The following is a 25252-nucleotide window of genomic DNA, read 5'->3' on the forward strand; positions in this document are numbered from 1 at the left end:
ATATAATGGAAAGAATGCAAGTGAACGGAAAGGAAGCGGGTGATGTCTGCAATGCGCCTTAATGAAAAGCTGCAAGCTGCACTCGAACAGCAGCTAAACGATCATGTCGCGAGTACAATTGTTAAACGCGGCTGGCATTATTATGTCGAAGGCCATGTTAATAGTGCGAATGCTGGAAGCCATGATAATCTTTATGGCGTCGTGCAAGGAGAAGATTTATATGCGGTAATCCTTGACGCAGGACATTTACGATACAGCTCATGCACTTGTCCATATAATGGGTTTTGCAAGCATATGGCTGCTGTTTATTTCCAATATTGCAGTCAGCAGGAGGGCGGCCATACGCTGGCTGAGCGCTCATATTTCCGATTGCTGGGACTCTCAGCAGCAAGCAGCTATGTTAAGGTCAAGGCCGAGCAGTCCATAGCCATAACTGCACCCGTCGCCCTTGAAGTACCGCGCGACCCAGGTCTGGGCGGCACTGCTTTGCAGTGGTTGGAATGGATGGAGTCCGTGCATGGCGATACTTGGCGTAAGTGCCGACATTCGCTTCATGCTCTGCAGCCTGTTTTATCCTCGCTCAAAGGCTTGTCTAAGGATTGGGATAAGAGCTTGCAGCGCTTGCACTGGTCAACCGCCATTGTTTTTGTATTAGAGCAAGCGGAGCACGCCATTACGACTGTAGATTCATTCAGTCGATATTATCATGAAATGTCCTTCCTTCGCATGGCAGAGCCTTGGGTAGAGCATTTGAATACACTTGTCTCAGAGCTTACACCGGAATCGATGGAGGAAGAAGAGGAATTATGGGCAGATGCGTTAGTTGCGCATGTGAAGAAACGCGCATCAAGTATGGAGCAGCAGCTGTTTGATTGGGATCATATTTATTTAGTGCTGAGCGAGAAGCTTTCAGAAAATCAACTATGGTATAAGCGTGAGCTTGCCTCTATGCTAGAGCTCGTCAATAGCAGCGAGCTGCAGGAGGATGTTAATAAAGATTTTCTGCATAGCGCCATCGGGAGCATGTACTTTTTCGATAATAGAGATGAGCTTTCGATAGAGCACTTTGCGCAAACCAGCTTTGAGAAATCGCAGAAGGTCATGTATCCGTGCGCGGCAGAGCGCATCGAGGAAGGGAAATGGGAGCTCGTACAGCATTGGATGAGTTTTTTGTTCGAGCGTGTATATAAAGTGAAAAATAGCCGAACAGTGGGTGCTTTCGTTACCCTATGCCGTAGAGCCGATCAGGATCGTCCGGATATGACGATCTGGACCGAATATATGACGCAGTTGCTGCCGCATTCCTATACGGAATTATCCGAGCATTGGCTGAATCAGAAGCGTTATGAGGAATGGGCTGATCTTCAGCTGCTTATTGGCTCTAAGCCAGAGGATGTTGGCGCTCATGCGCTCCGAGATATCGCGAAGCAGGCGCCGCGCGTTTTGATGCCGATCTACCATCAAGCCGTAGAAGCTTGGATTCAGACACGTAATCGACAAGGATACCGAATGGCTGTCAAGCAGCTTAAGAAGCTGGAGCGGCTATACAAAGCAGACAAGGATGTTTCGAGATGGGACAATTATATAGCAGGATTAGTGCGTAAACATCAGCGTCTTAGAGCTTTTCAGGAAGAGCTGTGGAAAGGGAAAATTGTAACATGAAAACCTACATTGGCACGCGCAAATTAGTGATAGACGGATTCTGGAATGAAGATGAAGCTGGTACTTCCATTCTGTTAAGCGCGGTCGATCGGAAGGATGCAGCAGACGGAAGGCTGCGCTCACTTTTGTTTGCATGGCATAAAGCATCCTGGTACGGCGCTGACATTGAAGAAATCAGCTTAGGAGAGCGAAAGCTGCTGAAAGTGCCTCCTATGCTCGCGGTTGATTACCTATCATTGCCGATGCAAGTGCGGCTGCTTCAATTGGAATGGACGGATCGGTTAGGCACCCTGATGCAAATGGCAAAGCAAATAAGAATGATATTGGTAAATGGTTGGTTTACGCCTGATTGGGGGCGATGGACTGATGAACGCCGAAGCTGGAAAGCCGCTTTCCCCGAGCAAGAATCAGAAATGAAGGAGCTGTGGGATCAGACAGTTGCAGCCGCGCTTTCAAATGGCGATACTGGGATACAGCAGTGGCTGAGCGGCGCAATTGAGCAAATGATTGCAGAAAATGAGCAAGCAGCGCAGGCATGGCGTGAGGTTGAGGCCGTAACGGGAGAGGCAGTGCTACGAAGGAAATCATCTGATGAGGACGATTGGATGATTGCAATCGGTTTGCGCAAGGATACGCTGCCCTTTAGAGTAGCGCTTCAGCTCGTAGAGCCGAATGAATCGCATAGCTGGATTCTGCGTCCGGCGCTGCAGGATCGCGCAGGCGGCCCGTGGCTGCCCATTCAACATAATGAATGGCATAATATATGGGAGTCGGCTATCGACGATGAGCGATCCATTAACACAGAATGGTATCCTTATTTGGATGCCAAGCTGGCTAAAGAGCAAGAGAAGTGGATAACTGCTCTTCCCGAATGGGTGGACCATGCGGAAGAAGGGAAGCTTCGAGAGCAGCTTTCGGATAACGAAGCGTGGGAGTTTCTGGAGACAGCAAGCGTTCGCTTGCTTGAAGCTGGCTGTCCGGTATTGCTTCCTGGCTGGTGGGAAGCGGTGCGCTCGCGCAAGCTCCGTTTAAAGGCAAAGATGAAATCGTCTGTGGGATCAGCTGCACAGCCGATGTTCGGGCTGGACCAGATTGTGCAATTTGATTGGAAGCTTGCGCTAGGCGACGTTGATTTGTCTGAAGCCGAGTTTCTCCATCTAGCTGAACAGAATCGCCGTTTATTCCATATAGGCGGTGAATGGGTCCATTTGGATCCGCAGGACGTTACTCAAATTAAGCAGTGGTTGAAACGAATGGGCAAGCGCAAGGGCTTGTCTTTCCGCGATGTGCTGGAAATGCATCTGCGCGGCGGTGCTCCGCTTGAAGAATATAGTGAGCTGGAATCGAATTTAGAAGCCGAAGTCGAGCTTAATGAGCATTTGACGGCATGGCTGGAACAGCTTCAGCATGTTTCACAAATCCCGTTAGTTGAGGTGCCGGATAAATTTCTCGGTGATTTGCGTCCCTATCAGCATGAGGGTGTATCATGGCTATTATTTCTGAGGAGATTCGGATTAGGTGGAGTTTTGGCTGATGATATGGGTCTTGGTAAAACCATTCAGTTCATGGCCTATCTCATCTATGTGAAGGAAAGAATGCCTAAGGATAGCGGACCATCCCTCCTCATTTGCCCAACTTCTGTTATTGGGAACTGGGAGAAGGAGCTGGAACGCTTTGCGCCTTCACTTCGCATCTTATTGCATTATGGAAATAAGCGGGAAAAAGGAGAAATGCTTCAGAATTCAGTTCAGTCGGCTGATTTAGTTATTACGTCGTATTCAATCGCACAGCTGGATGAAGAGGAATTATGCCAGATTGAATGGGATGCTCTTTGTTTGGATGAAGCGCAAAATATTAAAAATGTGTATACGAAGCAATCTATTGCCATTCGCCGTTTTCCTGCGCAGCATCGTATCGCGCTCACAGGAACGCCGATGGAGAACCGCCTAACTGAGCTATGGTCCATCTATGATTTCATCAATCCCGGTTATTTAGGCAATATGAACGAGTTCCGTAAAGAGATCGTAACACCGATTGAGCGAACGCGCGATGAGAAGTTGATTGCAGGCCTTCAGCGCTGGGTTAAACCATTTATGCTGCGGCGTATTAAGAAGGACCCATCCATTCAACTCTCGCTGCCGGATAAGAATGAATCCAAAACTTATATGACGCTAACAGCAGAACAAGGAGCTATGTATGAGAATTTAGTCGCTGATTTGCTGGAAAATCTCGATAAGCTGGGTCCGATGCAGAGAAGGGGTCTAATTCTTGCTGCATTGACGAAGCTGAAGCAGCTATGCGATCATCCGTCATTGCTGGCGAAAGAAGACAAACCTGCATTATGGGATATCGATCGTTCCAACAAGGTTGCGCGCTTATTAGAAATGTGCGAAGAGATTGCGGCTGAGGGCGAGCGCTGTCTTATTTTCACCCAATATATTGATATGGGACATCAGCTTCAGCAGCTGCTTGAGGAGAGGCTAGGGTTGCCTGTGCCTTATTTACATGGCGGGGTGCCTAAAGTGAAGCGGGATGAGATGATAGAACGGTTCCAAGATACGGAGCAGCCTTGCTGCGCATTTGTTTTATCGCTGAAGGCTGGAGGAACTGGACTTAATCTGACAGCTGCTAACCATGTGTTTCACTTTGACCGCTGGTGGAATCCGGCTGTTGAGAATCAAGCGACGGACCGGGCTTTCCGCATCGGGCAAACGAAGAAAGTACAGGTGCACAAGTTTATTACGCTCGGTACGTTAGAAGAGAAAATTGATGAAATGATTGATCGGAAGCAGTCTTTGAATGATCAGGTTGTCGGTCAGTCGGAGCAATGGATTACCGAAATGTCTACCGAGGATCTACGGGAGCTTTTTGCATTACGGAAAAGCTGGCTGAAGGGATGAGGGATATAAATGTCAGACGACAGTCTGCGCGCGAAGCAGGAAAGATTACAGCTGGGAACCCCTAAAGTGAATGATGCTGATAAAGCTTCGTATACAGAAGAGAATTCACTATCACAAAATCGCCAGTTAGCCGAAGCTAATCCAGAATGGCGGCGGTTTTATGAGATTATTAAACAAATAACGAAGGAAATGCGTGACTAACACGTAAGACTGGATGACAAAGCCCGTCGGGAATCGCAGCCCGGCGGGTTTTAAGGTTCTAGCCTCTTTTGAAAAATAAGAGAATTGTATCCCTAACTCATCGTATTTTGGACCTCCTCCCCCACGAATGAAACAAACTATAATAAAGGAGAGAGGCGTAAAGAGCAACAACATAAACAAGGAGGTCTCTCCATGCAAAGAAGCTTTTTACTCATTTCACCTCTTTTGTTATCCGTTATGCTGGTCATATCAGCCTGTGGAGTTGATCCTACAGATACGAATAAACCTACCGACTCCAAGAACATCACGTTATCTCTCCGCCATACGCAAATTAAGGAAACAAGCAAAACCCGTTTGAAAATTTTAGAGGATGTTGTTGAGAAAACACAAGAGGAATATAAAGGGCTGACCTTCCAGCTTGAAGGCATTGACGAGATCGTTAATCGCGATCAGAAGCTGAAAGCTGAGATGGCAGCAGGTAACCCTCCAGACATATTTGAAGTGTTCGGAGGAGCTGATCTTGCTCTTTATGTGAAAGCTAACCGCATGCTGGACTTGACGCCTATCATTGAAGAGCTTGGCCTGAAAAACAAGTTCACCAGCTTGGATGAGTTTACAATTGACGGTAAAGTGTATGGGCTTCCATTCGCAGGCTATAGTGAGGCTGTTTTCTACAACAAGAAAATGTTCTCGGAACTAGGCTTGGAAGTGCCAACGACTTGGGAAAAATTGCTTGAGATTTCTGAGAAAATCAAAGATGCGGGCTACACGCCGTTCGGCTTGGCTGCCAAGGATGGCTGGATTACCGGCATGTTATGGAATACGATTATGGAGCGTCATGTTGGAATTGAAGCGTTAAATAAAGTCGTATCGGGCGAAACGAAATGGACGGATAAAAACTTCATAAAAGGCTTTACTTCCTACGTTGAGCTTGTTAACAAAGATTATTTCACGAAGGGCGCTCTGGGGCTTCCTAACGCTGACCAAGGTTCACAGCTGCTTCGCGGCAAAGCGGCAATGGTATTTACGGGAACCTGGGATGCCAACCGTTTCTCCGGCGATGAAGCGGGCGATCTGAGGGGACAAATCGGCTACTTTGCGTTTCCTTCTATTGAAGGAGGCGCTGGCGATCAAACATCCATCAACGCTTCGTATTCCAACGGCTTTGGCTTCTCCGCCAACCTGAATGATGATCAAGTGGCTGCAGTCAAAAGATTTATTGCTAATTTCTATACGGAACAGGTCCAAAAGCGTACATTGGTAGAAGATAAAACGCTTCCATCCATGAGGCTCAGCGACTTGTCAGGCGTAGATCCGCTGACTACTGAAATATTAACGGTAATGGCGAATGCCTCCAGTTATTGGAAAGCGTATGATGCTATCGTTCAACCAGCTGTAGGAGCGGACATCAACGTTAGCATCCAAGAGCTTATCGGAAAAGTAAGCACGCCGGAACAAGCGGCAGAGAAAATTCAGGCATCGCAGGAAAGAGCAAACGCAGCTAAGTAATTTCGACAGGATAAGAGAAAAGGAGTCTGCTAGATGAACTTGAGACCGAAATTGATGCTTGCCTTTATATTTCTAATTATCATTCCGATGATTGGTCTCGGCATATTCTCTTTCCTGCATTCAGAGACACTTCTCGAGAAAAAATATAGCGAGCAAACTGAAATTTCACTCAGAGCAGTAGGCGGGAATATCCGTTATTTCTTCCGTGAGCTGGATCAGCTCTCCGACGGCAATCTCACAAGCTCGGAGGTCCAGGACACGCTTAAATACAGTAAGCATACGACAGATGATGCCAGTGCACTCATTGCCATTAACCAGGCTGAGAAAGAAATGAAGCGTATTTTGTTTCAGCATCCGGCCGTCAGCTTTGTGGTACTTTATGCGAAGGATGGGACAATGTTTCGCGCGTTCCGCAATGATCCCATCACCTTTAAACCTATTTCCTTCGTTATGCTGGAGCAGAATTCCCTCTACAAAGAGGTTATGAAGCTTGGCGGCAGGCCGCTCTGGATTGGCCCCTATGAGCAGCGTGAGCTTACAGGCGTTGATCCGCCTTTATTTACGCAAATGCGCGTCGTAAAGGATATGGAAACTTTTAATGATCTTGGCGTGATGATTACACAGTATAAAACAGAAGAGATTTCAAGCATGCTCAAAGCCTTTCAAAACCCGCAAGCCGATGCTGTAGAAACAAGGTATCTTATCGTTAATAAATCGGGCCTTATTATGCTGGACAGCAAGAATGAATTTGACGGCCATAACATTAATGAGCAAACCAATTCACTGCCGCAACTGACGAATAATTATGTCAGCTCAAGGGTTGAGTTTGAGGGCGTTGACAGTCTAGTTTCGTCCTATCAATTGGATCGTAATGAGTGGACGCTTATTTCGGTTAAGCCGTGGAATTCGCTTACGAATGAGAATGTGCGATTTGTACAGTGGATTGGCATGATTACGGTGCTTGGCTTACTGTCTGCGGTACTGTTCAATGTTTTCTTCGTAAATCGGGTAGCGAAATCGATCATCAAAGTCGTAAGGAAAATGAAATTGGTTGAGCAAGGCATGCTCGACATTCGAATAACGGCACAGGGCAAGGATGAAACAGTGCTGCTCGCAAAAAGCTTCAATAGCATGGTGGAGCGAATAGGGAGCTTGCTTAGCGAGGTTCGGAGAGAGCAAGCCCGCAAGCAGCATGCGGAGATGATGCTGATGCAGGCTCAAATCAAGCCTCATTTTCTATTTAATACGCTGGAATCGATTAATGCCCTTGCGGCGCAAAATGAAGGCGCGAAAATTATGCTTATGGTGCGCAGATTAAGCAATCTGCTTCGCACAAGCATGCATCATTCCGAAGAAATAGGAATCAATCAAGAAATTGAGCATGTCCGCAGCTATTTGGAAATTCAAAAGTACCGTTTCGAGGAGCTGTTCACCTATGAATTGAATGTTTCTACAGAAGCGCTGGATTATTCAATCTTAAAGCTTACGCTGCAGCCGCTTGTTGAGAACAGCATTCAGCATGGTTTTGAAGGATATGAGGATGGACAAGGAATTATCTCGCTGGACGTATGCGTGCAGGCCCACCAAATCGTCATTATGGTGAGCGACAACGGAAGAGGCATGAGTACAGGCGTATTAACGAAGTTAGCGGCTAACTCATATCCTTCGAGCAAGCCGTCTAATACTGCGGAGATTGGTGAAAGAAGGGGACTTGGACTGCGCAATGTTGCAGACCGGCTGCGGATTCATTATGGCCCGTCCTTCGGTTTGTGGATTTGCAGTGAAGAGGGCAGCGGAACGGTTATACGCTGCGTCATTCCGAAGAGCAGAGGTGATCAGCTATGACAGGTAAAGTGCTTCTAATTGACGATGAGGCGCATATTACACGAAATTTAGAAAAAGTTATTCCCTGGGAAATGCTCGGATTGACCGTTGGAGGCACAGCGAAAAATGGTGTTGAAGCATTGGAGCTTATGGAGCAGCAAACGTTTGATTTATTGCTTTGTGATATTCGGATGCCGGTCATGGACGGCTTGGAGCTTGTGCGGCATATTCGTGATAAAGCGATTCCTTGCGATATTATTATGCTGTCTGGCTATCAGGATTTTACTTATACGCGAACAGCGATTCAATTCGGGGTTAATGATTATGTACTGAAGCCGATACCTTATGATGAATTAACGGGTGTTATTGCAAGGGTCATGTCCAGCCAGCGAAGCAAGCAGAAGCAGCTGCATCAGGAGAAACAGAAGCTGGGCCGGATGATTGATCTGGCTAGTGAGAAGATTTTGTACGACATTATTATGGACTATACCGATGTTACGGCAGACAACTGGCTTCTAACGGGAGATGAGCAGCAGCTCAAGCGTCAGCAATTCGTATTGATTGTGCTTGATTTGGACGTAAGCTCAGAGAAAACGAAGGATTGGCGAGACTGGTCGGATAAGGAAAGAAAGCTGTGGAACTTCGCTGTTTGCAACGTGCTGCGTGAGCAGCTGCGGCAAAACGGGCTGCATCATGCGGTTATTCAAATTCGCGATGGCGAATGGTGTGTGCTTATTGAAACAGAGAAGACAGCCGCTTTCGATATTGCGATTATTAGAGGCTGGGCAGATATACTGCTAGCCACAATCAAAAACCACGTCAAGCTATCCTTATTTGCGGGTATTTATCATAAGTTTGCAGCTGTTGCTGATTTATCATTAGCCTACAGGTCTGTGCAGCAAGGAATGCAGCTAACGCCTGTTCATGACATTATCGCCATTTATCCTTCTGATCAGCAGCAATCATCGATCGCGGATCAAGCATTCTGGGACACAGCGGAGAAGATTATAGGGGCGGTCAAGCGCGGGGATACGGTCGGCGTGGATAGTGAGCTTCAGAGCATTACGCTGCTATTGCAGCGATTGAATGAGCCATCGATTGACCGAGTCAAGCCATTGCTGCATTTCTTCGTTCTGCATCTTATGCGAGAGATGAAGGAAATGGGCGTTTTCTCTCGCGAGCAAGAGGATATGCTATGGCGCAGATTAGATCGTCGATTTGGAGTCAAGGATTTGTTATCGGTTATTCGCGAAGTTACGAATACCGTATCGGAGAAATCGTCAGATAAGAAGAAGCAGTCCGAGTACTCCATGACCGAGGCAAAGTCATTTCTGGATCGCAGCCTTTACCGTGATCTTAGCGTAGAGGAGACGGCAACTCATGTGGGCCTAAGCACATCCTATTTCAGCCTATTGTTCAAGCAAACGTTTGGGGAAACGTTTATTGAATATGTAACTCGGCAGCGAATGGAGCGGGCAAAGGCGTTGCTTGCTGACACGCCGAAGAGCGTGGCACAAATCGCGAAGGAAGTCGGGTATGCGGAGCGGCGTTATTTCACGAAGGTATTCATGAAATATACGGGAGAGAACCCAACCGACTACCGCAGCAGATTGCAAGACGACTTGCACCATGACGAGGATCTAATTGAACCGACTCAATAAATGGGAATGAGATGGGAGAGGAAGCAAATGAGCACCAAGCGGGAATGGCAGAGCTGGAGCCTTAGGAAAAAGGTCGGACAATTATTCGTATTTGGCTTTCACGGCTTCGAGCCAAGCGAGGGAATCAAACAATTAATCGAAACAAATGGTATTGGCGGTACGATCTATTTCACTCGCAATGTTAGAAATGCAGAGCAGGTGCATAAACTGAGCGGAGAGCTTCAAAGCATCACGAAAAACGCAGGAAATCCTCCCTTATTCATAGCTATCGATCAAGAGGGCGGCATGGTTGCGAGGCTTGTTGACGGTGTAACGCTTATGCCGGGGAATATGGCTCTGGGAGCGGCCGGCCAAGCAGAGGGAGCAAGAGAAACTGCGCGCATTTGCGGGGAAGAGCTTCGCTATCTAGGTGTTACGATGAATTATGCGCCTTGCATAGACGTGAATAATAATCCAGATAATCCCGTCATTAATGTTCGTTCATACAGCGACCGCTCGGACGTAGTGGCTGAGCTTGGCGCAGCCGCTGTTGCCGGATATCAATCAGCGCGGGTGGCGGCGACTGTGAAGCATTTCCCGGGACATGGCGATACGGCGGTTGATTCCCATCATGCGCTGCCTATTCTGCTTCATGGACGCGAACGGCTGGAATCAATTGAGCTGAAGCCGTTCCGTGCTGCAATAGAAGCGGGTACGGAATGCATAATGACTGCTCATGTTTGCTTGCCTGCGCTTGATCCATCCGGAGTGCCCTCAACCTTATCAGAGCCTGTAATAACGGGCTTGCTGCGCAAGGAGCTTGGCTATGGAGGAATTGTTGTAACGGATTGCTTGGAGATGGATGCGATCGATCAAAACTATGGCCCGGAGCAGGGAGCGATCATGGCGCTTCAAGCAGGCGCGGACATGGTGCTTGTTAGTCATACGTTTGAGAAGCAATGGGCTGCTTTAGAGGCAGTTGCCTCTGCTGTGGAGAACGGTGAGCTTGCCGAAGCGCGTATTGACGAGGCGCTTGATCGAATCATGAGGCTCAAGGAGAAGCTTATGCTTGAGGAGCCATTGCTGCCTTGGGCGCAGGTGGAATCGATGATTGGTACGGAAGCGAATAAAGCTGTGGCCAGAAGGTGGAGTGAAGCTTCGGTCACTCTCGTAAAGGATGATGGAGGCTTGCTGCCTTTAAACCGTGCGGAAAGCACGCTTGTTCTATGGCCGGACATCGTCCCCGTATCGGTAGCGGATGAGATGCTCCAAGGAGATGGAACGCTGGGCTATTTCCTTAGCCAATATGGGGCGAATGTCGTTGAGCGTCAGATGAGTGATGCTGATCCGCTCGCTGATTTGGAGAAATTCGCACAGATCATCGTGGTTACCTATGATGCGTCCAAGCATGAGTTGGAGCGTAATATTGCACGTGAGGTTGTAAGCCTGGCTCCTGATCGTACAGTAGCCGTATCGGTTCGCAATCCACTTGATTTATTGCTTTACCCCGATGTGAATACCTATATTGCTGTGTATGAATGCCGGCCTTTAGCGCTTTCCTCAGCCGCAAGAACATTGCTGGGAGACTTGAATCCTGTAGGTACGCTGCCGCTGGAAATTTCGGCTGCTTACCCATTTGGCTGGAGTGCAGCAGTGAGCGGTTAAAGGGTATCACTTTAAGGCAGTCACCGTATGATCAGGTCAACCAGAGATGCTGGTTGGCCTTTTTCTGTATAAACTACTGTCCAATCAGATTAGTATAGGTTAAGTCATGCAAAATGTAGGCTAAGAAAAATACGACACAAGGATTCTCGTACTGATGCTGGATTTTCACAAGCTGGTTGTAATAGGTATCAGCATAATGGGGATTATTTCGCATTTCCAGGCTTGTTTTAATAAGCGCATCGAGCTTATCCGCAATATCTACCATCTCACCCTCGTAATCATCTGATTTGCTGTCCACGATGAATTCCGTCATGTCTGCATGAAATTCCTTCGGCAGTTTATTGACCATTAATTGAGCGGTTTCACGCTCGTATTGTTGGAATGCTTCTTTAATTTCCGCGTTATTATGCTTGAAGCTGCTTACGACATCGCCAGAAAGAGCTTCAGGCAAATCATGCAGCGTAGCTTTTGCAAGAAGCTTATACAGATCAATGCTATTGTTCCCGAAGCGCTCGATTTCGAGCATGCCGTTAAACAAGGCGAGCGAAGCTACCCGAAAAGAGTGCGTTGCATCGTTATCTGGCACGAGGTTATAGTTACCGTTCCATCTTTTTACCGTGTCCAAATTAATAATATATTGAATAAATTCATATACGCCTTCTTCTTTCTCGTATTCCTCCAGCAGCCAAAGGATCGATTGCTGCTCTGTACTTTTAAGCTGAAGCTTCAGCTCTTCATATTTGGCGTGAAAAAAAGGGTTAGTATCGGACTTTGCCTCGCGATGACAGAATAAAAAAGCGTCTAACGTATCGATGGCATCAACTAAACGCCCGATATCGGAATCGTCATGGGCATTCACAATATAATCGAAGGCAGCTGGCTGCAGAGATTTAGACAGATAGGATACAATTTCTTTGCTCAGCTCGGTTTCGAAGTCCCTTATATGATTCATAACGAGCGATTCTTTTTTTGTAATGTGCTTGATAGAGCCTGTTCCGGTGTTTTTGAGGTCTGCCCATAGGCATCTAGCGAGCAGCTTTAATTTATCGACGGAGCGATGCACAATTTTTTCTTCGATAATACCGACCAATAGGGATAAGGCAGCGCATCTAAAGCTATGGCTGGAGGCGCTGTCCTCGAAGCGCGGTGCGTGCTCGCTCCATCTAGGTACATACTGCATACGGATTATGGTATTCGTGAATTTGCCGTTTTTCATTCGAATTTCCCCTTTTCTTGACTCAATGCTGGAGTTTCCGTTCAAGGTAAGTTCTGTCTATGCTATTATAAAGCTTATGGACAAAAACGACTAGACGAGGTAAACGAGGGGAAAATAGATGAGAGAGTTTGGTTTGGCATTTAATCGGATTTTTGAAAAATGGATGTTTATCATTATACCGAGCTCTTTGGTGCTTGGATTCGTATTCGCTCCTCAGCTTCAGCCATTTATTGAAACCGTTCCTTATTTATTCGCATATGTAACATTGACGATGGCGATTGGCTGCGGTCTGGGACAATTACGCGAGGTTATGCGGCGACCGGGCATTATGGTGCTTACTTTCGTCATAGCGCATGTCATATCGCCGCTAGCAGCTTACGGTATTGGAGTGCTGGTATTTGGAGCCGATTCCCCCTATGTGGTAGGGCTTGTATTGTTCACGATTATTCCAATAGGGGTATCAACCGTTCTATGGGTAGGAATGTCGGGCGGAAGCGTACCGCTTATGCTCGCCATGGTCGTACTTGATTCAGCGCTCAGCCCGCTTGTCGTGCCGACGGGCATTCAACTGTTTTTTGATTCGGCAGTTGAGGTGAAGGCATGGCCTATTATCGTGGATTTGCTCGTAATTATTGTGCTTCCTACCGTAATCGGTGTCGCGCTCAATGGAATTAGCCGCGGACGCATTCAAGGTGCCGTCCAGCCCTATGCGGCACCGATATCTAAATTTTGTTTTGTTGCGGTTGTTTCGCTTAATGCATCAGCGATCGCTCCGCATTTGGAGCAGTTGAAGGAGGATATGCTGGTGCTTGTGCCGCTTGTTGTTGTATTAGTAGGTATTTGCTACGCATTAGGTTTCATTGGGACAGCTCCACTGCGCAGCTACGAGCAGCAAGTGACAGTGTCTTATGCGACAGGCATGCGCAATATTTCGCTTGGCATCGTGCTTGCGCTTGGCTATTTCAGTCCACTGGCCGCTGTTCCGGTCGTATTATCGATTCTCATTCAGCAGCCGCTCGCAACATTGCATCATTATTATTTACAAAAAATTAATAAAAACAAAGCTGGCGAAACAGCAGCACCGCATGTACGATAAATAAAGTAGAAATGACGTCTGAACGTTATCTGTAATTAATTGTGAAACAAGGAGGGAAATTGGCAGATGAACAGCTTCCGCACCAGACTGACCCTTATTATGATCGCAATGATCGCATTGTCGGTAAGTGCGGCAGGAATATTTATGGTCAAGACGTTTAAAGAAAATCATATAAACGCGCTTGAAGATAACATGATTAGAGAGATGAGGATCATCTCAGCAAAAATGACATGGAAAACAGGCGAATTATCATCCCTTTATACGCTTTATATGAACGAGGCTAAGGAATTTAAGGGGTATACGGGAGCTCGCGTCACTTTCATTCGCAATGATGGTGTTGTTCTTGGCGATTCCGATGGAAATGCGAAGGAAATGGGCAATCATCTGAGCCGTATGGAAGTTAAGGAAGCGCTTGAGTCCGGAACGGGGAGAGCCATTCGTTCTAGTGAGACGGTTAAGCAAAACATGATTTATGTAGCGATCCCAGTGCAGGTGGTGCCTAATGAGGCGCCATACGTTATAAGGCTTGCCATGAGCCTGCGCGAGGTCGATGAAAGCATTCGAAATCTGTCTATGGTGCTGCTTATCGGCTTATTAATTCTTTTCCTAATTGCAGCATTAATCAGCTATCGTATCGCTTTAAGCTTAACGCGGCCCTTGGATCAGATTACGAAGGTTGCGAAACGAATTAAAAATATGGACTATCAGGCGCGCGTCAAGGTAGCTAGGAAAGGTGAGATCGGCGAGCTTGGCCATGCTATAAATGCAATGGCGGACAGCTTGCAGGTTCAGATGACGCGCATTCAGCAAAATGAAAATCAGCTGGAAAGCGTGCTTGATAATATGATTAACGGAATTGTCATGATTGATCGCGATGGGAAGATCGTGCTGATGAATAGACGTGCCGAGGAAGTGCTGGGCATTTTGGCTAAAGATCTCGTTGGTCGCCACTATGCGGAAGCAAAGCAGCAGTATGAGCTTTCGCAAATGATTCAAGAAGGCTTGAAGAGCAAGGAGCATCTTCGCGAGGAGATTAATTTCTACTTTCCGGAAGAGAGGCTGCTGGAGCTTAATTTAGTACCGATTCATCCGGAAGGAAATGAGTTCTCTGGCGTCCTGCTTGTGCTGCAGGATGTATCGGCGATAAGAAGACTTGAGCGGATGCGGAGCGAATTCGTAGCCAATGTGTCTCATGAGCTGAAGACGCCAATTACTGCAGTTAAAGGTTTTGCGGAAACGCTGCTTGGCGGGGCTGTTAATGATGAGGAAACGGCGAGATCCTTTTTGCAAATCATATTTGATGAAAGTGATCGGCTCAACCGATTAATTGGCGATATATTGGAGCTGTCCAAAATCGAATCGCGCCGTGTGCCGCTTATTTTTTCTCCCATTGAAATTGACTCATTTGTATCTAAATCGGTTAAATTAATGGAGTCGGAAGCCGCTCGTAAGCATATAAAGCTGAGCATGGACATTGAACCGGGCTTGTATGCTGAAGCCGATGAGGATCGTCTGCGGCAAATTATTATGAATTTGCTATCGAACGGCATCAATTATACCCCTGAAGGGGGAAAAGTGTCGGTAAAGGTTGAAGGCAAAGGCGAGGATTATATCCGAATTGTGATCAGCGATTCAGGAATCGGTATTCCGAAGAAGGATTTGCCGCGTATTTTTGAACGCTTCTATCGCGTGGATAAAGCACGGTCTCGCAGTTCAGGCGGAACGGGGCTTGGCTTGTCCATCGTCAAACATTTGATTGAGCTGCACAAAGGAACCATTTCGGTAACGAGCGAGGTTGGAGCAGGGTCTACGTTTATTATTGAGCTTCCGGTGCTGCAGTAGAAAAAAAGGTTTACCTATTCTTAACGAAACCATGCTAAAATAGCAGTAAAGTTTAAATATGCAGATGCAGCGCTTCGGCGCTGCTATTTGCCAAGCTGGAGGTACCATGTCGCACAAGTTGCTCGTAATAGAAGATGAACCGACGCTAGCACGATTATTATCATACAATTTGACGCAAGAGGGCTATGAAACGACCGTTATAGATCATGGCGGAGAAGGCTTGCAAACCGCTTTGAAGCATACCTTTGACTTGATTATCCTTGACATCATGCTGCCGGGCATGAACGGATTTGAAATATTAAATCGGCTTCGCCAGAATGGTATTCGGACACCGGTTATTATTCTGACTGCTCGCAATGCAGAAGAAGAGGTTGTGCAAGGACTAAAGCATGGGGCTGACGATTATATAACGAAGCCTTTTGGTGTTGCTGAGCTGTTGGCGCGGGTTTCAGCTGTGCTTCGGCGTACGCAGCTTGACGAGAGCAAGCCAGTTGAAACGAATGAGAAAGTGATTACAGCAGGAGATTTGTCGATTTACCCAGAAAAGTATGAGGTCATTTTGAATAATGATACCATCCCTTTGCGACCAAAAGAATTTGAAGTGCTGCTCTATTTGGTACAGCGTCCTGGTATGGTTATTACACGTGATGATCTGATGAATGTCGTATGGGGTTTTGATTATATTGGTGGTCAGCGTACGGTTGACGTTCATGTCAGCTCCCTGCGCAAGAAGCTTGAACTTGGACAACAGTCGGTCCAAATCGAATCTATCCGCGGTGTCGGCTATAAGCTGGTTATGCCCAAAAAGCTCGTTACTCCCAAACTGTAGTAGGGTGTAAGAGCTTTTTTTGGTGCTACTGCCGATTCCAAACGAGCATTTTGCGTTGAAATTGCTTGGGTGAGCAATCATTATATTTTTTGAACATTTTGTAGAAATGAGCCATATTCGGCATGCCGATCCGCTCGCCAACCTCCGAAATACTCAGATCCTTCGTCAATAGTATCCGCTCAGCCCACTTTACCTTGCGATAGTTCACATATTCCGTAAAAGAGAGACCAATCGTTTTTTTGAAATATTTGACGAAATAGTAGTAGCTCATATTTGCGATTTTGCAAACCTCTTCGACTTGAATGCGGTCTGTCAAATGGTTCTCCACATAATCAAGCACAGGCTTTAAGCGCAACCGATCGAAATTTTCCTGCTCAATTAATACTTTACGGCTATCATTGCGAAGCAGAAGCAATAAGATTTGCTTGACGAGAATGCTTACCGCCAGCTCATAGCCGGTTTCTTTGAGCGTAACTTCATTTAATATTTGCCGAATGCATGAAGCGGCTTGTTGTTTGACTTCTACATTTTCCTCGAAAATATAATTGGCTTTACTCAGAGGCATTTGTGTTTCTGAGAAATGGCGCATATAAGGAATCGTGCTTTGATCGAAAAATTGCTCCAAATCGAACTGAAGCACAATATAATCTAATAAATTTGAACTGCGATCCCGGTGCAGCTCCGATGCGCCGATTAAGACAACGTCGCCGGCTGTTAGATGGAAGCTGCTCTCGTCAACATAAACATCCAAATGACCATCGAGAATAAGTAACAGCTCAAGCTGTTTATGGTAGTGCCAGTTTGTAAATCCACTAGTAACGCGCAACGGCTGAAAAACTCGCAGCGACAGCAACGGGTTATCGTATGCGACTTTTTCGTTAACAGCTTCCAATATACCGCTTCCCCCTTGGCTAGTTACATGACAATACCTTTATTGTAGTGAAAGCATACCTCATTAGCAATAAGGAGAAACGGAAAGGAGATGCACGGAAGCTTATTTATCGGTAGAATAAGAAGGAGAATAACATGAAATGCGCTGCAATAAGCAGGAGAAGGCTGGGAACGATAGATGGAATGGAATCATATAAAGGATTTGCAGCTTGATAATATGCTAGTTTTGAACCGAATGAATGACTTCTCACAAAGGGATGTGCTGTATCCATTTGCGCTGGACGAGCTGCTGTGCCGAAGAACGGGCCAAGGCGGACCGGCTATCTGTCATATATGGCGGCACCCGCAAGCGTTCGTAATGGGCTTGCGAGACAGCAAATTGCCTGGAGCAGGCGCAGCGCAGCAATGGTTGGAATCGATGGGCTGGTCGACTATTGTGCGGAATTCAGGAGGAGCGGCCGTTCCATTAGATCTAGGGGTAATCAATATATCGCTAATAATGCCCAAATCGGATGCGCTCAGCTTTCATTTCCATGATGATTTCGAGCGAATGTACGGACTGATTCGACATGCCTTGGAAGCATACGGCTGTCAGGTGGATAAGGGTGAGATAGCAGGGGCTTACTGTCCAGGGGAATTTGATTTAAGCATAAACGGCTATAAATTTTGCGGTATTGCACAGCGAAGGCAGACACATGCTTATATTGTGCAAGCATTCGTCGTAGCTGAAGGTTCTGGAGCAGAGCGTGCAAGGCTTGTTCGATCCTTTTATGATAGAGCGGCAAATGGAGAAGGAGCCGGCGAATATCCCGTTGTGACCGATAGAAGCACAGCAAGCTTAGAGGAGCTAACGGCTATTGGCCAGAATGCAGGGGATAGCTTTGCTGCTGCGGTTGCTCGTATCATCCGCTCGCAGCAAACGGAGCAGGGACTTCGCGCAGCAGAAGCAAAGCTGGATATGCCTTCCATTGAGCAGGTTCACGCTATGGCTGATGTCCTTCGGACAAGGTATGCGATCGAAGAATAACACAACCCCTGCATCCACTTAGCTGCTGAGCTAACGATCTGTTTTTCGAATTAATTGATTGATAACTTCTGAGAAAACAAGACCAATGGCGATCGCCCCTGAGATCATGAAAGCTTCAACAGCAAGTTGTACCGCAATATCATATTGGTCTTGTACGACATGTTTCATCGCATCATAAGCAAGGCCGCCGGGAACCAAAGGGATTATTCCAGCGACACTGAATACAATAATCGGCGTTTTGTACAGCTTGGCGAATAGCTGACTTATAACGGTAACAACAAATGCGGCAATGAGCGTAGCGGGAATGGCTGCCAAGGATAGCTCTGTGCTGATCATATAAATGCTCCAGCTGACCATCCCAGTGGCGCCGCAATGGATTAAGGTCCGCTTTGGAACATTGAAAATAAGGCCGAAGGCCGCGGAAGCGATAAAGCTTGTTAGAAGCTGTTCAATTATCATCAACGCAAGTAAACCTCCGATGCATATTTAATAGAATGAGAGCACAGCGGCTATGCCGGACCCTATTGCAAATGCGGTGAGAAATGCCTCTGCCCCCTTTGAAAGCCCCGATACGAGATGACCAGCCATCAAATCACGTACAGCAGCCGTAATATGCAAGCCAGGCACGAGCGGCATGACTGAACCGATAATCATTTTGTTCAAATTATTGCCTAAGCCATAATGTACGAGCAGTACTGAAATCGTTCCAATAAGCAAAGCGGTAATAAACTCGGCAAAAAATCGGATCGGTACAATCCGGTGAATCTTGATTAGAAACCAGAAGCCGGTACCCCCTGTGATGGCGACAGGTATAAAGTCTTGCCAGCCCCCTTTGAACATGATGAGAAAGCAGCCGCTTGCAATAGCTGCCGCAATAATCTTCAGCCAAGCAGGATAAACAAAGGAATTCGTATCAACCTCTTGAAGCTGGCGATAGGCCTCCTCAACGGGAAGCTTGCCGCTGCTGATACGTCTCGAAATATCGTTTACAAGCGAAACCTTATTCAAATTTGTTGAGCGCTCCGAAATACGGATTAATCTCGTTATTTGCGAAGAGCCATCAATCGCGAATATGATGCCGGTCGGCGTTACAAAGCTTTGCGAGTCTTCAATGCCGTAAGCTGCGGCAATGCGGACCATTGTATCTTCAACACGATAGGTTTCGCCGCCGTTTTGCAAAATGATTTTACCGGCTAATAAACAGGTTTGAGTAATTTGTTGACTGCTAATCGGCTTGCTGGTCACGGCTTCTCCTCCTTGCTACTTGCGATTAGCTTGTTTCGTTTGCTTTACAAATTGTTCGCGGATACGGCCTAGCAGTGCGGAATCCGCATATACGTCATAGGCAGTGGCTGCCAGCATTTTGGCGCCGAACAGCATGCCGTCGAGTGCATAATCGGTCATTGCAGCGTCTCTGAAAGCTTCCGTATGAAGCAGAAGGCGATCCTCTACAACCTTCACATAGGGATGGATTACTGGACAGCGTACAGAAACATTGCCAAGATCAAGTGAACCATTATCCTTGCCGCTAGAAATTTGTTCAGCCTGTATGCCTGCCTCTAAGAGGTTTGTAATAAATTGCTCCGATAAAGCTTCGTTCGTAAGGAGCTCATCATAAGAGTATTCATAATTGTGAACACGAAGCGTACAGCCGGTTTGGAGCGCTGCACCCTCAGCACAGCGCATCACCTTCGCAGTCAGCTCATTGGTATAGCTTCTTGAAGCTGAGCGCACATAAAATTTGGCGGATGCATAATCAGGAATAATGTTCGGCGCCTTGCCGCCGTTGTCAATAATACCGTGAATGCGAGCATCGCTTCTCGTTTGCTGACGCAGCGCATTAATGCTGTTGAACAGCTGAAGCACAGCATCAAGTGCATTGACTCCTTCATAAGGGCTTGCTGCCGCATGAGCAGAAGCCCCGGCAAATTCGAACTGAAGCGCATCCATAGAAAGAGACTCACCGGATTTTTCAAAGGAATGGTAGGGGTGAGCCATTAACGCGAAATCACAATCATCGAATAGGCCAGCAGCGGCCATAGGAACTTTCGCGCCGCGCGTTTCCTCAGCCGGTGTCCCATAGATGCGGATTTTTCCGCCGAGGCTGCCCGCTTGCAGGGCAGCTTTCAGCCCGACAGCGGCTGCAACGCTCATCGAGCATATAAGGTGATGGCCGCATGCATGACCGATTTCCGGCAAGGCATCATACTCACATAGGAAGCCAGCCAACGGACCTGGCATACCTGTGTCAAACTCGGCTATAAACGAGGTTTCAATTCCGAGAATGCCTCGTTCAACCTTGAAGCCATGACGAACCAGCTCTGAGCAGAGCAGCTCAGCTGCGAAAAATTCCTGATGACCAAGCTCAGGGCGGTTTCCCACGGAGCGGGATATGGAGCGAAATGTCTCGGCGTAATGATCAATTTCTTTATATACGATTTGTTTGTTTTTCATGGTGCAGCCTCCCAAATGTTATTCTATTAGCGCATACCGTGTATTTTTTTGAATTGCTCTGGACTTAGTCCTTCGACTCGCCTAAATACTGAGCTGAAATAGCTAGGTGAATCAAAGCCGACTCGGCGGGCAATTTCATGCATCTTGATGTCGCTTTCGTGGAACATAAGCTCCTTGCTCCGATTGATGCGTTCGCGGTTTACATATTCCATCGGTCTGATCTTCAACGCCTTCTTGAACAATAAACATAAATATTGCGGCGTCACATCTAAACAACCTGCTAAATCCTTAATGGATATTGGCTCGTTATAATGCTTCTCTATATATTGAAAGACAGGATGAAGCTTTAAATAATTCTGTTCTACAGAGTGCGAGCTGACGAGAATAACCTTCATTAAATCAAGTAAAAACATGTAAATAAGCTTAGAGCATTCAAGGCCGAGAAATGCTCGGCTGGATTGTGTCATCGCATAAATGTTTTTCATATGAGTCACAATCATATCATGATCGGCGGTGGAATAAACACCGGATTGTACAATGCCTGCTTGTCTAAACAGTGTGCTGGAGAGCTCTCCCCTGAAGCTGAGCCAGTGAATCTCCCAAGGCTCTTGAACAGCAAAATATTGATGCGGGTCATTCGGGAATAAGCAGAAGCCTTGTCCGGCTCGAACAATCATTTTCTGACCGCCCACATGCAGTTCCCCAGCCCCTGAAACGACCTGCAGCCACTGAAAAAAGGGATAACCGCCTGGACGGTCAATCGGCTCTTGATTGCTCCAATGTCCAATGCTGGTTAAATAGACAGGAAGGCTCAGATCCGTATCTGTTAATGTCGGAAAAACCATCGTATCGATTAGTGAAACCTCCAGTTTCATATTTTGATAGATATGCGAAAATACTATTATATTGTTTAGATAAAATACGAGTTATAATTTGAATATCATTATAGTATATCCAACTAAGACTATAATCAAGATGAACCTGGAGGTTATGGATATGAGCTTGAAATTCCCGCCAATTAGTGGAAAAATACCGCAAATGCTGCACGGTGCAGACTATAATCCGGATCAATGGCTGAAATATCCGGAAGTATTAGAAGAAGATATTCGGCTTATGAAGCTTGCTCATTGCAATGTGATGTCTGTTGGCATATTTGCATGGATGGCCATTGAGCCGGAAGAAGGCGTATTTACGTTTGAATGGCTGGATAAGCTGCTTGAACGGTTTGCTGCAAATGGCATTTATGCTTTGCTCGCTACGCCAAGCGGTGCGCGTCCGATATGGATGTCCCAGAAGTATCCGGAGGTGCTGCGCGTAGCTCCGAACGGCATTCGCAATTTGCATGGCGCCCGGCATAATCACTGCTTTACTTCCCCGGTATACCGGGACAAGGTCAACATAATGAACACGAAGCTCGCGGAGCGTTATTCCAACCATCCGGCAGTTATCGGCTGGCATATATCGAATGAATTCGGCGGCGAATGTCATTGCTCGTATTGCGAGGAGGCGTTCCGCGGTTGGCTGAAAAATAAATACGGCACAATTGAAGCGCTTAATGATGCATGGTGGACAGCATTCTGGAGCCATACGTATACCGATTGGAGCCAGATCGAGTCGCCAACGGACCGCGGCGAGAAAGCAGTCCATGGTCAAAATTTGGATTGGAGACGATTCGTGACGGATCAAACGGTTGATTTCTGCCGCCATGAGATCGAGCCGCTTCGCTCTGCGAACAGCGAGCTGCCGATTACGACGAACTTTATGCTTGATTTCGAACCGTTGAATTATTGGAAATTTACCGATTTGCTCGATATGATCTCATGGGATGCGTACCCAATGTGGCATGATAATGGTGCAGATGACAGCGATCAAGCTGCGTGGTTCGGCTTTAACCATGATGTATTCCGCTCCCTCAAAGGCGGAAAGCCGTTCATGCTCATGGAGAGCACGCCAAGTATGACCAATTGGCAGCCCATCAGTAAAATGAAGCGTCCAGGCATGCATATGCTGTCTTCACTGCAAGCAGTAGCGCATGGCTCTGATACGGTGCAATACTTCCAATGGCGCAAAAGCAGAGGCTCAAGCGAGAAGCTGCACGGTGCTGTTGTTGATCATGTCGGTCATGAGCATACCCGGGTTTTCCGTGATGTTGCTGAGCTAGGCGCAACGCTGGAGAAGCTGACCGAGGTTGTGGGTACTACTGTTAAGCCGGAAGTTGCTCTGATCTATGATTGGGAGAATCGCTGGGCGGTGAAGGACTCGCAAGGGCCTCGCAACAGCGGCTTGCATTATGAAGAAACGGCGAAGAGCCATTATCGCCCATTCTGGGATCTTGGCGTTCCTGTTGATATTATTGACTCGGAATGTGAATTCAATCCGTACAAGCTGCTTGTTGCGCCAATGCTTTATATGGTTCGTGCTGGTGTTGGAGAGCGAATTGAGCGCTTCGTTGAGAATGGCGGTGTATTCGTTGCAACCTATTGGACAGGCATCGTAGACGAGAATGATCTTTGCTTCCTAAGCGGCTTCCCAGGACCGCTTCGTAAGACGCTGGGCATATGGTCAGAGGAAATCGATTCCCTTCATGATCATGATTCCAATCGCATTGTCATTCAGGATGGAAATGCCCTTGGATTAAGCGGTGAATATACAGCACGGGAGTTATGCGATCTTATCCATCTTGAAGGCGCAGAGGCGCTAGCGGTATACGGAGAGGATTTCTATGCAGGGCGTCCAGCATTAACGGTTAATCAATTAGGGGCTGGAAAGGCCTATTATATCGCCTCACGCAATGATTCCGCGTTTACGAATGATTTGCTGGCAAGAATCGTCGAGCAGGAAGGTATTAAGCGTGTGCTTAATTCCGAGCTTCCGAAAAGTGTAACTGCACAAATGCGTACAGATGGCACAAACGATTATGTATTCCTATCTAACTTCAGCGCGAATAAAGAAGCTGTTCAGCTCGACGAGCGAAACTATCTGGATTTGCTAACAGGTGATGATGCGGGTCAAAGCATCGAATTGGCTCCTTATAGCTGCCGGATTCTAAAGCGTGAATCGAAATAAGATTATCAATTAAAAAGCTGTGTGCAGCATACGGGAACATGTATGCTGCGCACAGCTTTTTTTGTTTTGTTTATAGGACAGATAACCCAATCTTGATTTTTGAAATAATGCTAATCGTATCGAATCTTCAAAAAAAATGTTGAATTTAACATTGCGATAACATTTCTGCGTATTCCACTTGATGCTTCAGACCTATAGTAATGGCAAGAGGAAATAGAAGGAAGGATGAGGAGAAATGATAGCGACTGTTCTAGAAAAAGAAAACAGTTCGACAGTTGATCATACTTCAGCAGATTCAGTGGCAAATAATGCGGCAAATAAAGCTGTACTGCTGAACAATTTTTTGCGTCAGGTACCGACGATTACGGCTGAGCAGACATGTCGACAAACGATTTCCATTTTTAAGAAGCATCCGGAGTGTGAGTGCGTCATCGTAATCGATGACAACCGAGCTCCAATTGGCCTAATGATGCGAAATCGTTTTTTCTTGAAACTAGGACATCGCTTTAGCGCCGATTTATATGATGATAAGCCAATTACGAAGTTGATGGATGGAAATCCGCTGCTGGTAGATTATCAATATGCACCACAGCTGCTCATTGACAGCGCATTAAGCCGCCATGACAGCGTGCTTTATGATTGCGTCATCGTGACCTCAAATAACAAGCTGGCGGGCATTTTGACTGTATCAGACCTGCTCAAATTGTCCCGCTTGCTGCAGCAGGAAGCCGTAGACGCCCAAATGATGATGATTCGCTCGGCCGATCAACGAATGAATGAAATCGAGCATGCGGTTAGCAGCGTTCGCGAATCGACAGCGCAGGGAGAGTCCTTGTCGGTTGAGATGGTGGATTTGACGCTATCCGGAAAAAATGAGCTCGATAAAGTTACGAAAGCGTTCGAGGCTATCGCTACAAACTCGAAGCTGCAGGAGAATCGGATGCAAGAGCTGCAAGCGGAAGCGGGCTCTATTAGTAAAGTATCGCTATTAATTAAAGAGCTCGCGGAGCAGAGCAACATGCTCGCATTGAATGCTTCAATAGAAGCAGCCAGGGCAGGGGAGCATGGTCGAGGCTTTGCTGTAGTGGCTGGTGAAGTGATGAAGCTGGCTGGTCAGACGAAGCAGTTCGCGAATGAGATTACAACATTGACGAAGATGATCGTGGATGCAATCACGCAGACTGCTCTACTGGCGCAAACCGGCTTTGCTGAGACGACTGCTAGTGAAGCGTCTGTAAATAATGCAGTGGAGGCATTTAACCGGCTGTTCCGGGCCGCTGCGGACAACCGAAATAGTGCGAAGCAGATCGGCTCACTGACTGAACAAGCACATCAGCAATCGGTTCATGTTTCTGGCGAAATGAAAAAATTGCAGCAATCTTATTTTTAACATGGAGTTTACAAAAACAGAATACCAGATTTACAAACAG

Annotated in this window: 19 protein-coding genes; 13 read left to right on the forward strand and 6 right to left on the reverse strand. The window is 46.8% G+C overall.

Annotation, left to right across the window (positions count from 1 at the left end):
• Positions 1-42 precede the first annotated feature (42 nt).
• From CEF13_RS07900 to CEF13_RS07930, 7 genes are all read left to right on the forward strand, one after another.
• Positions 43-1662 carry an SWIM zinc finger family protein gene (locus CEF13_RS07900; protein WP_102710182.1) on the forward strand — a complete coding sequence of 540 codons (1620 nt, stop codon included), beginning with the start codon at positions 43-45 and terminating at the stop codon, positions 1660-1662.
• Positions 1659-4562 carry a DEAD/DEAH box helicase gene (locus CEF13_RS07905; RefSeq protein ID WP_102710183.1) on the forward strand — a complete coding sequence of 968 codons (2904 nt, stop codon included), beginning with the start codon at positions 1659-1661 and terminating at the stop codon, positions 4560-4562. The genes CEF13_RS07900 and CEF13_RS07905 overlap by 4 nt, the downstream gene beginning before the upstream one ends.
• Positions 4563-4571: 9 nt before the next feature.
• The gene (locus tag CEF13_RS07910) at positions 4572-4763 is read left to right on the forward strand and encodes a hypothetical protein (protein ID WP_102710184.1); all 192 of its coding nucleotides are present in this window, start codon (positions 4572-4574) and stop codon (positions 4761-4763) included.
• A 192-nt stretch (positions 4764-4955) separates the two neighbouring features.
• Positions 4956-6272, forward strand: coding sequence for an extracellular solute-binding protein (locus CEF13_RS07915; protein ID WP_102710185.1), 1317 nt, complete (start codon positions 4956-4958; stop codon positions 6270-6272).
• 33 nt (positions 6273-6305) lie between these two features.
• Positions 6306-8117, forward strand: coding sequence for a cache domain-containing sensor histidine kinase (locus CEF13_RS07920; protein ID WP_102710186.1), 1812 nt, complete (start codon positions 6306-6308; stop codon positions 8115-8117).
• Complete coding sequence (locus CEF13_RS07925) at positions 8114-9757, forward strand: response regulator transcription factor (protein WP_102710187.1); 1644 nt, start codon at positions 8114-8116, stop codon at positions 9755-9757. The genes CEF13_RS07920 and CEF13_RS07925 overlap by 4 nt, the downstream gene beginning before the upstream one ends.
• Positions 9758-9784: 27 nt before the next feature.
• Positions 9785-11401: a glycoside hydrolase family 3 protein gene (locus CEF13_RS07930; protein ID WP_102710188.1), complete on the forward strand. Its 1617-nt coding sequence runs from the start codon at positions 9785-9787 to the stop codon at positions 11399-11401.
• Between the two features lie 73 nt (positions 11402-11474).
• On the opposite strand, the gene CEF13_RS07935 is transcribed toward CEF13_RS07930, so the two are convergent.
• A complete protein-coding gene (locus CEF13_RS07935; RefSeq protein ID WP_102710189.1) occupies positions 11475-12617 on the reverse strand; it encodes a YfbR-like 5'-deoxynucleotidase in 1143 nt (380 codons plus the stop codon).
• 118 nt (positions 12618-12735) lie between these two features.
• Here CEF13_RS07935 and CEF13_RS07940 point away from each other — a divergent pair, with 118 nt between their 5' ends.
• From CEF13_RS07940 to CEF13_RS07950, 3 genes are all read left to right on the forward strand, one after another.
• Complete coding sequence (locus CEF13_RS07940) at positions 12736-13713, forward strand: bile acid:sodium symporter family protein (protein ID WP_102710190.1); 978 nt, start codon at positions 12736-12738, stop codon at positions 13711-13713.
• A 66-nt stretch (positions 13714-13779) separates the two neighbouring features.
• The gene (gene pnpS / locus CEF13_RS07945; protein WP_102710191.1) at positions 13780-15555 is read left to right on the forward strand and encodes a two-component system histidine kinase PnpS; all 1776 of its coding nucleotides are present in this window, start codon (positions 13780-13782) and stop codon (positions 15553-15555) included.
• Positions 15556-15661: 106 nt separating this feature from the next.
• Positions 15662-16384, forward strand: coding sequence for a response regulator transcription factor (locus CEF13_RS07950; RefSeq protein WP_102716272.1), 723 nt, complete (start codon positions 15662-15664; stop codon positions 16382-16384).
• Positions 16385-16409: 25 nt separating this feature from the next.
• Here CEF13_RS07950 and CEF13_RS07955 read toward each other — a convergent pair whose 3' ends face one another.
• Complete coding sequence (locus CEF13_RS07955; protein ID WP_102710192.1) at positions 16410-17276, reverse strand: helix-turn-helix domain-containing protein; 867 nt, start codon at positions 17274-17276, stop codon at positions 16410-16412.
• A 177-nt stretch (positions 17277-17453) separates the two neighbouring features.
• Here CEF13_RS07955 and CEF13_RS07960 point away from each other — a divergent pair, with 177 nt between their 5' ends.
• On the forward strand, positions 17454-18302 hold the full coding sequence (locus CEF13_RS07960) for a lipoate--protein ligase family protein (RefSeq protein ID WP_102710193.1): 849 nt from the start codon (positions 17454-17456) through the stop codon (positions 18300-18302).
• Between the two features lie 30 nt (positions 18303-18332).
• Here the strand turns inward: CEF13_RS07960 and CEF13_RS07965 are convergent, their stop codons facing one another.
• From CEF13_RS07965 to CEF13_RS07980, 4 genes are read right to left on the reverse strand one after another with little or no spacing between them, the layout of a single operon-like run.
• Positions 18333-18761 (reverse strand): threonine/serine exporter family protein, encoded by a 429-nt coding sequence (locus CEF13_RS07965; RefSeq protein ID WP_102710194.1) that lies wholly within the window; start codon positions 18759-18761, stop codon positions 18333-18335.
• Between the two features lie 27 nt (positions 18762-18788).
• Positions 18789-19547, reverse strand: a complete 759-nt coding sequence (locus tag CEF13_RS07970; protein ID WP_102710195.1) for a threonine/serine exporter family protein — start codon at positions 19545-19547, stop codon at positions 18789-18791.
• 15 nt (positions 19548-19562) lie between these two features.
• The gene (locus tag CEF13_RS07975) at positions 19563-20756 is read right to left on the reverse strand and encodes a M20 family metallopeptidase (RefSeq protein WP_102710196.1); all 1194 of its coding nucleotides are present in this window, start codon (positions 20754-20756) and stop codon (positions 19563-19565) included.
• A 26-nt stretch (positions 20757-20782) separates the two neighbouring features.
• On the reverse strand, positions 20783-21631 hold the full coding sequence (locus tag CEF13_RS07980; protein ID WP_102710197.1) for an AraC family transcriptional regulator: 849 nt from the start codon (positions 21629-21631) through the stop codon (positions 20783-20785).
• 121 nt (positions 21632-21752) lie between these two features.
• Between CEF13_RS07980 and CEF13_RS07985 the strand changes: the two genes are divergently transcribed.
• Together CEF13_RS07985 and CEF13_RS07990 are read left to right on the forward strand one after the other, a co-directional pair.
• Complete coding sequence (locus CEF13_RS07985) at positions 21753-23822, forward strand: beta-galactosidase (protein WP_102710198.1); 2070 nt, start codon at positions 21753-21755, stop codon at positions 23820-23822.
• Positions 23823-24057: 235 nt separating this feature from the next.
• Positions 24058-25212: a methyl-accepting chemotaxis protein gene (locus CEF13_RS07990; RefSeq protein ID WP_102710199.1), complete on the forward strand. Its 1155-nt coding sequence runs from the start codon at positions 24058-24060 to the stop codon at positions 25210-25212.
• The last annotated feature ends 40 nt before the right edge of the window (positions 25213-25252 follow it).

The sequence above is a fragment of the Paenibacillus castaneae genome, assembly GCF_002884445.1.
In the GTDB taxonomy this organism is placed as follows: Bacteria; Bacillota; Bacilli; order Paenibacillales; family Paenibacillaceae; genus Pristimantibacillus; species Pristimantibacillus castaneae.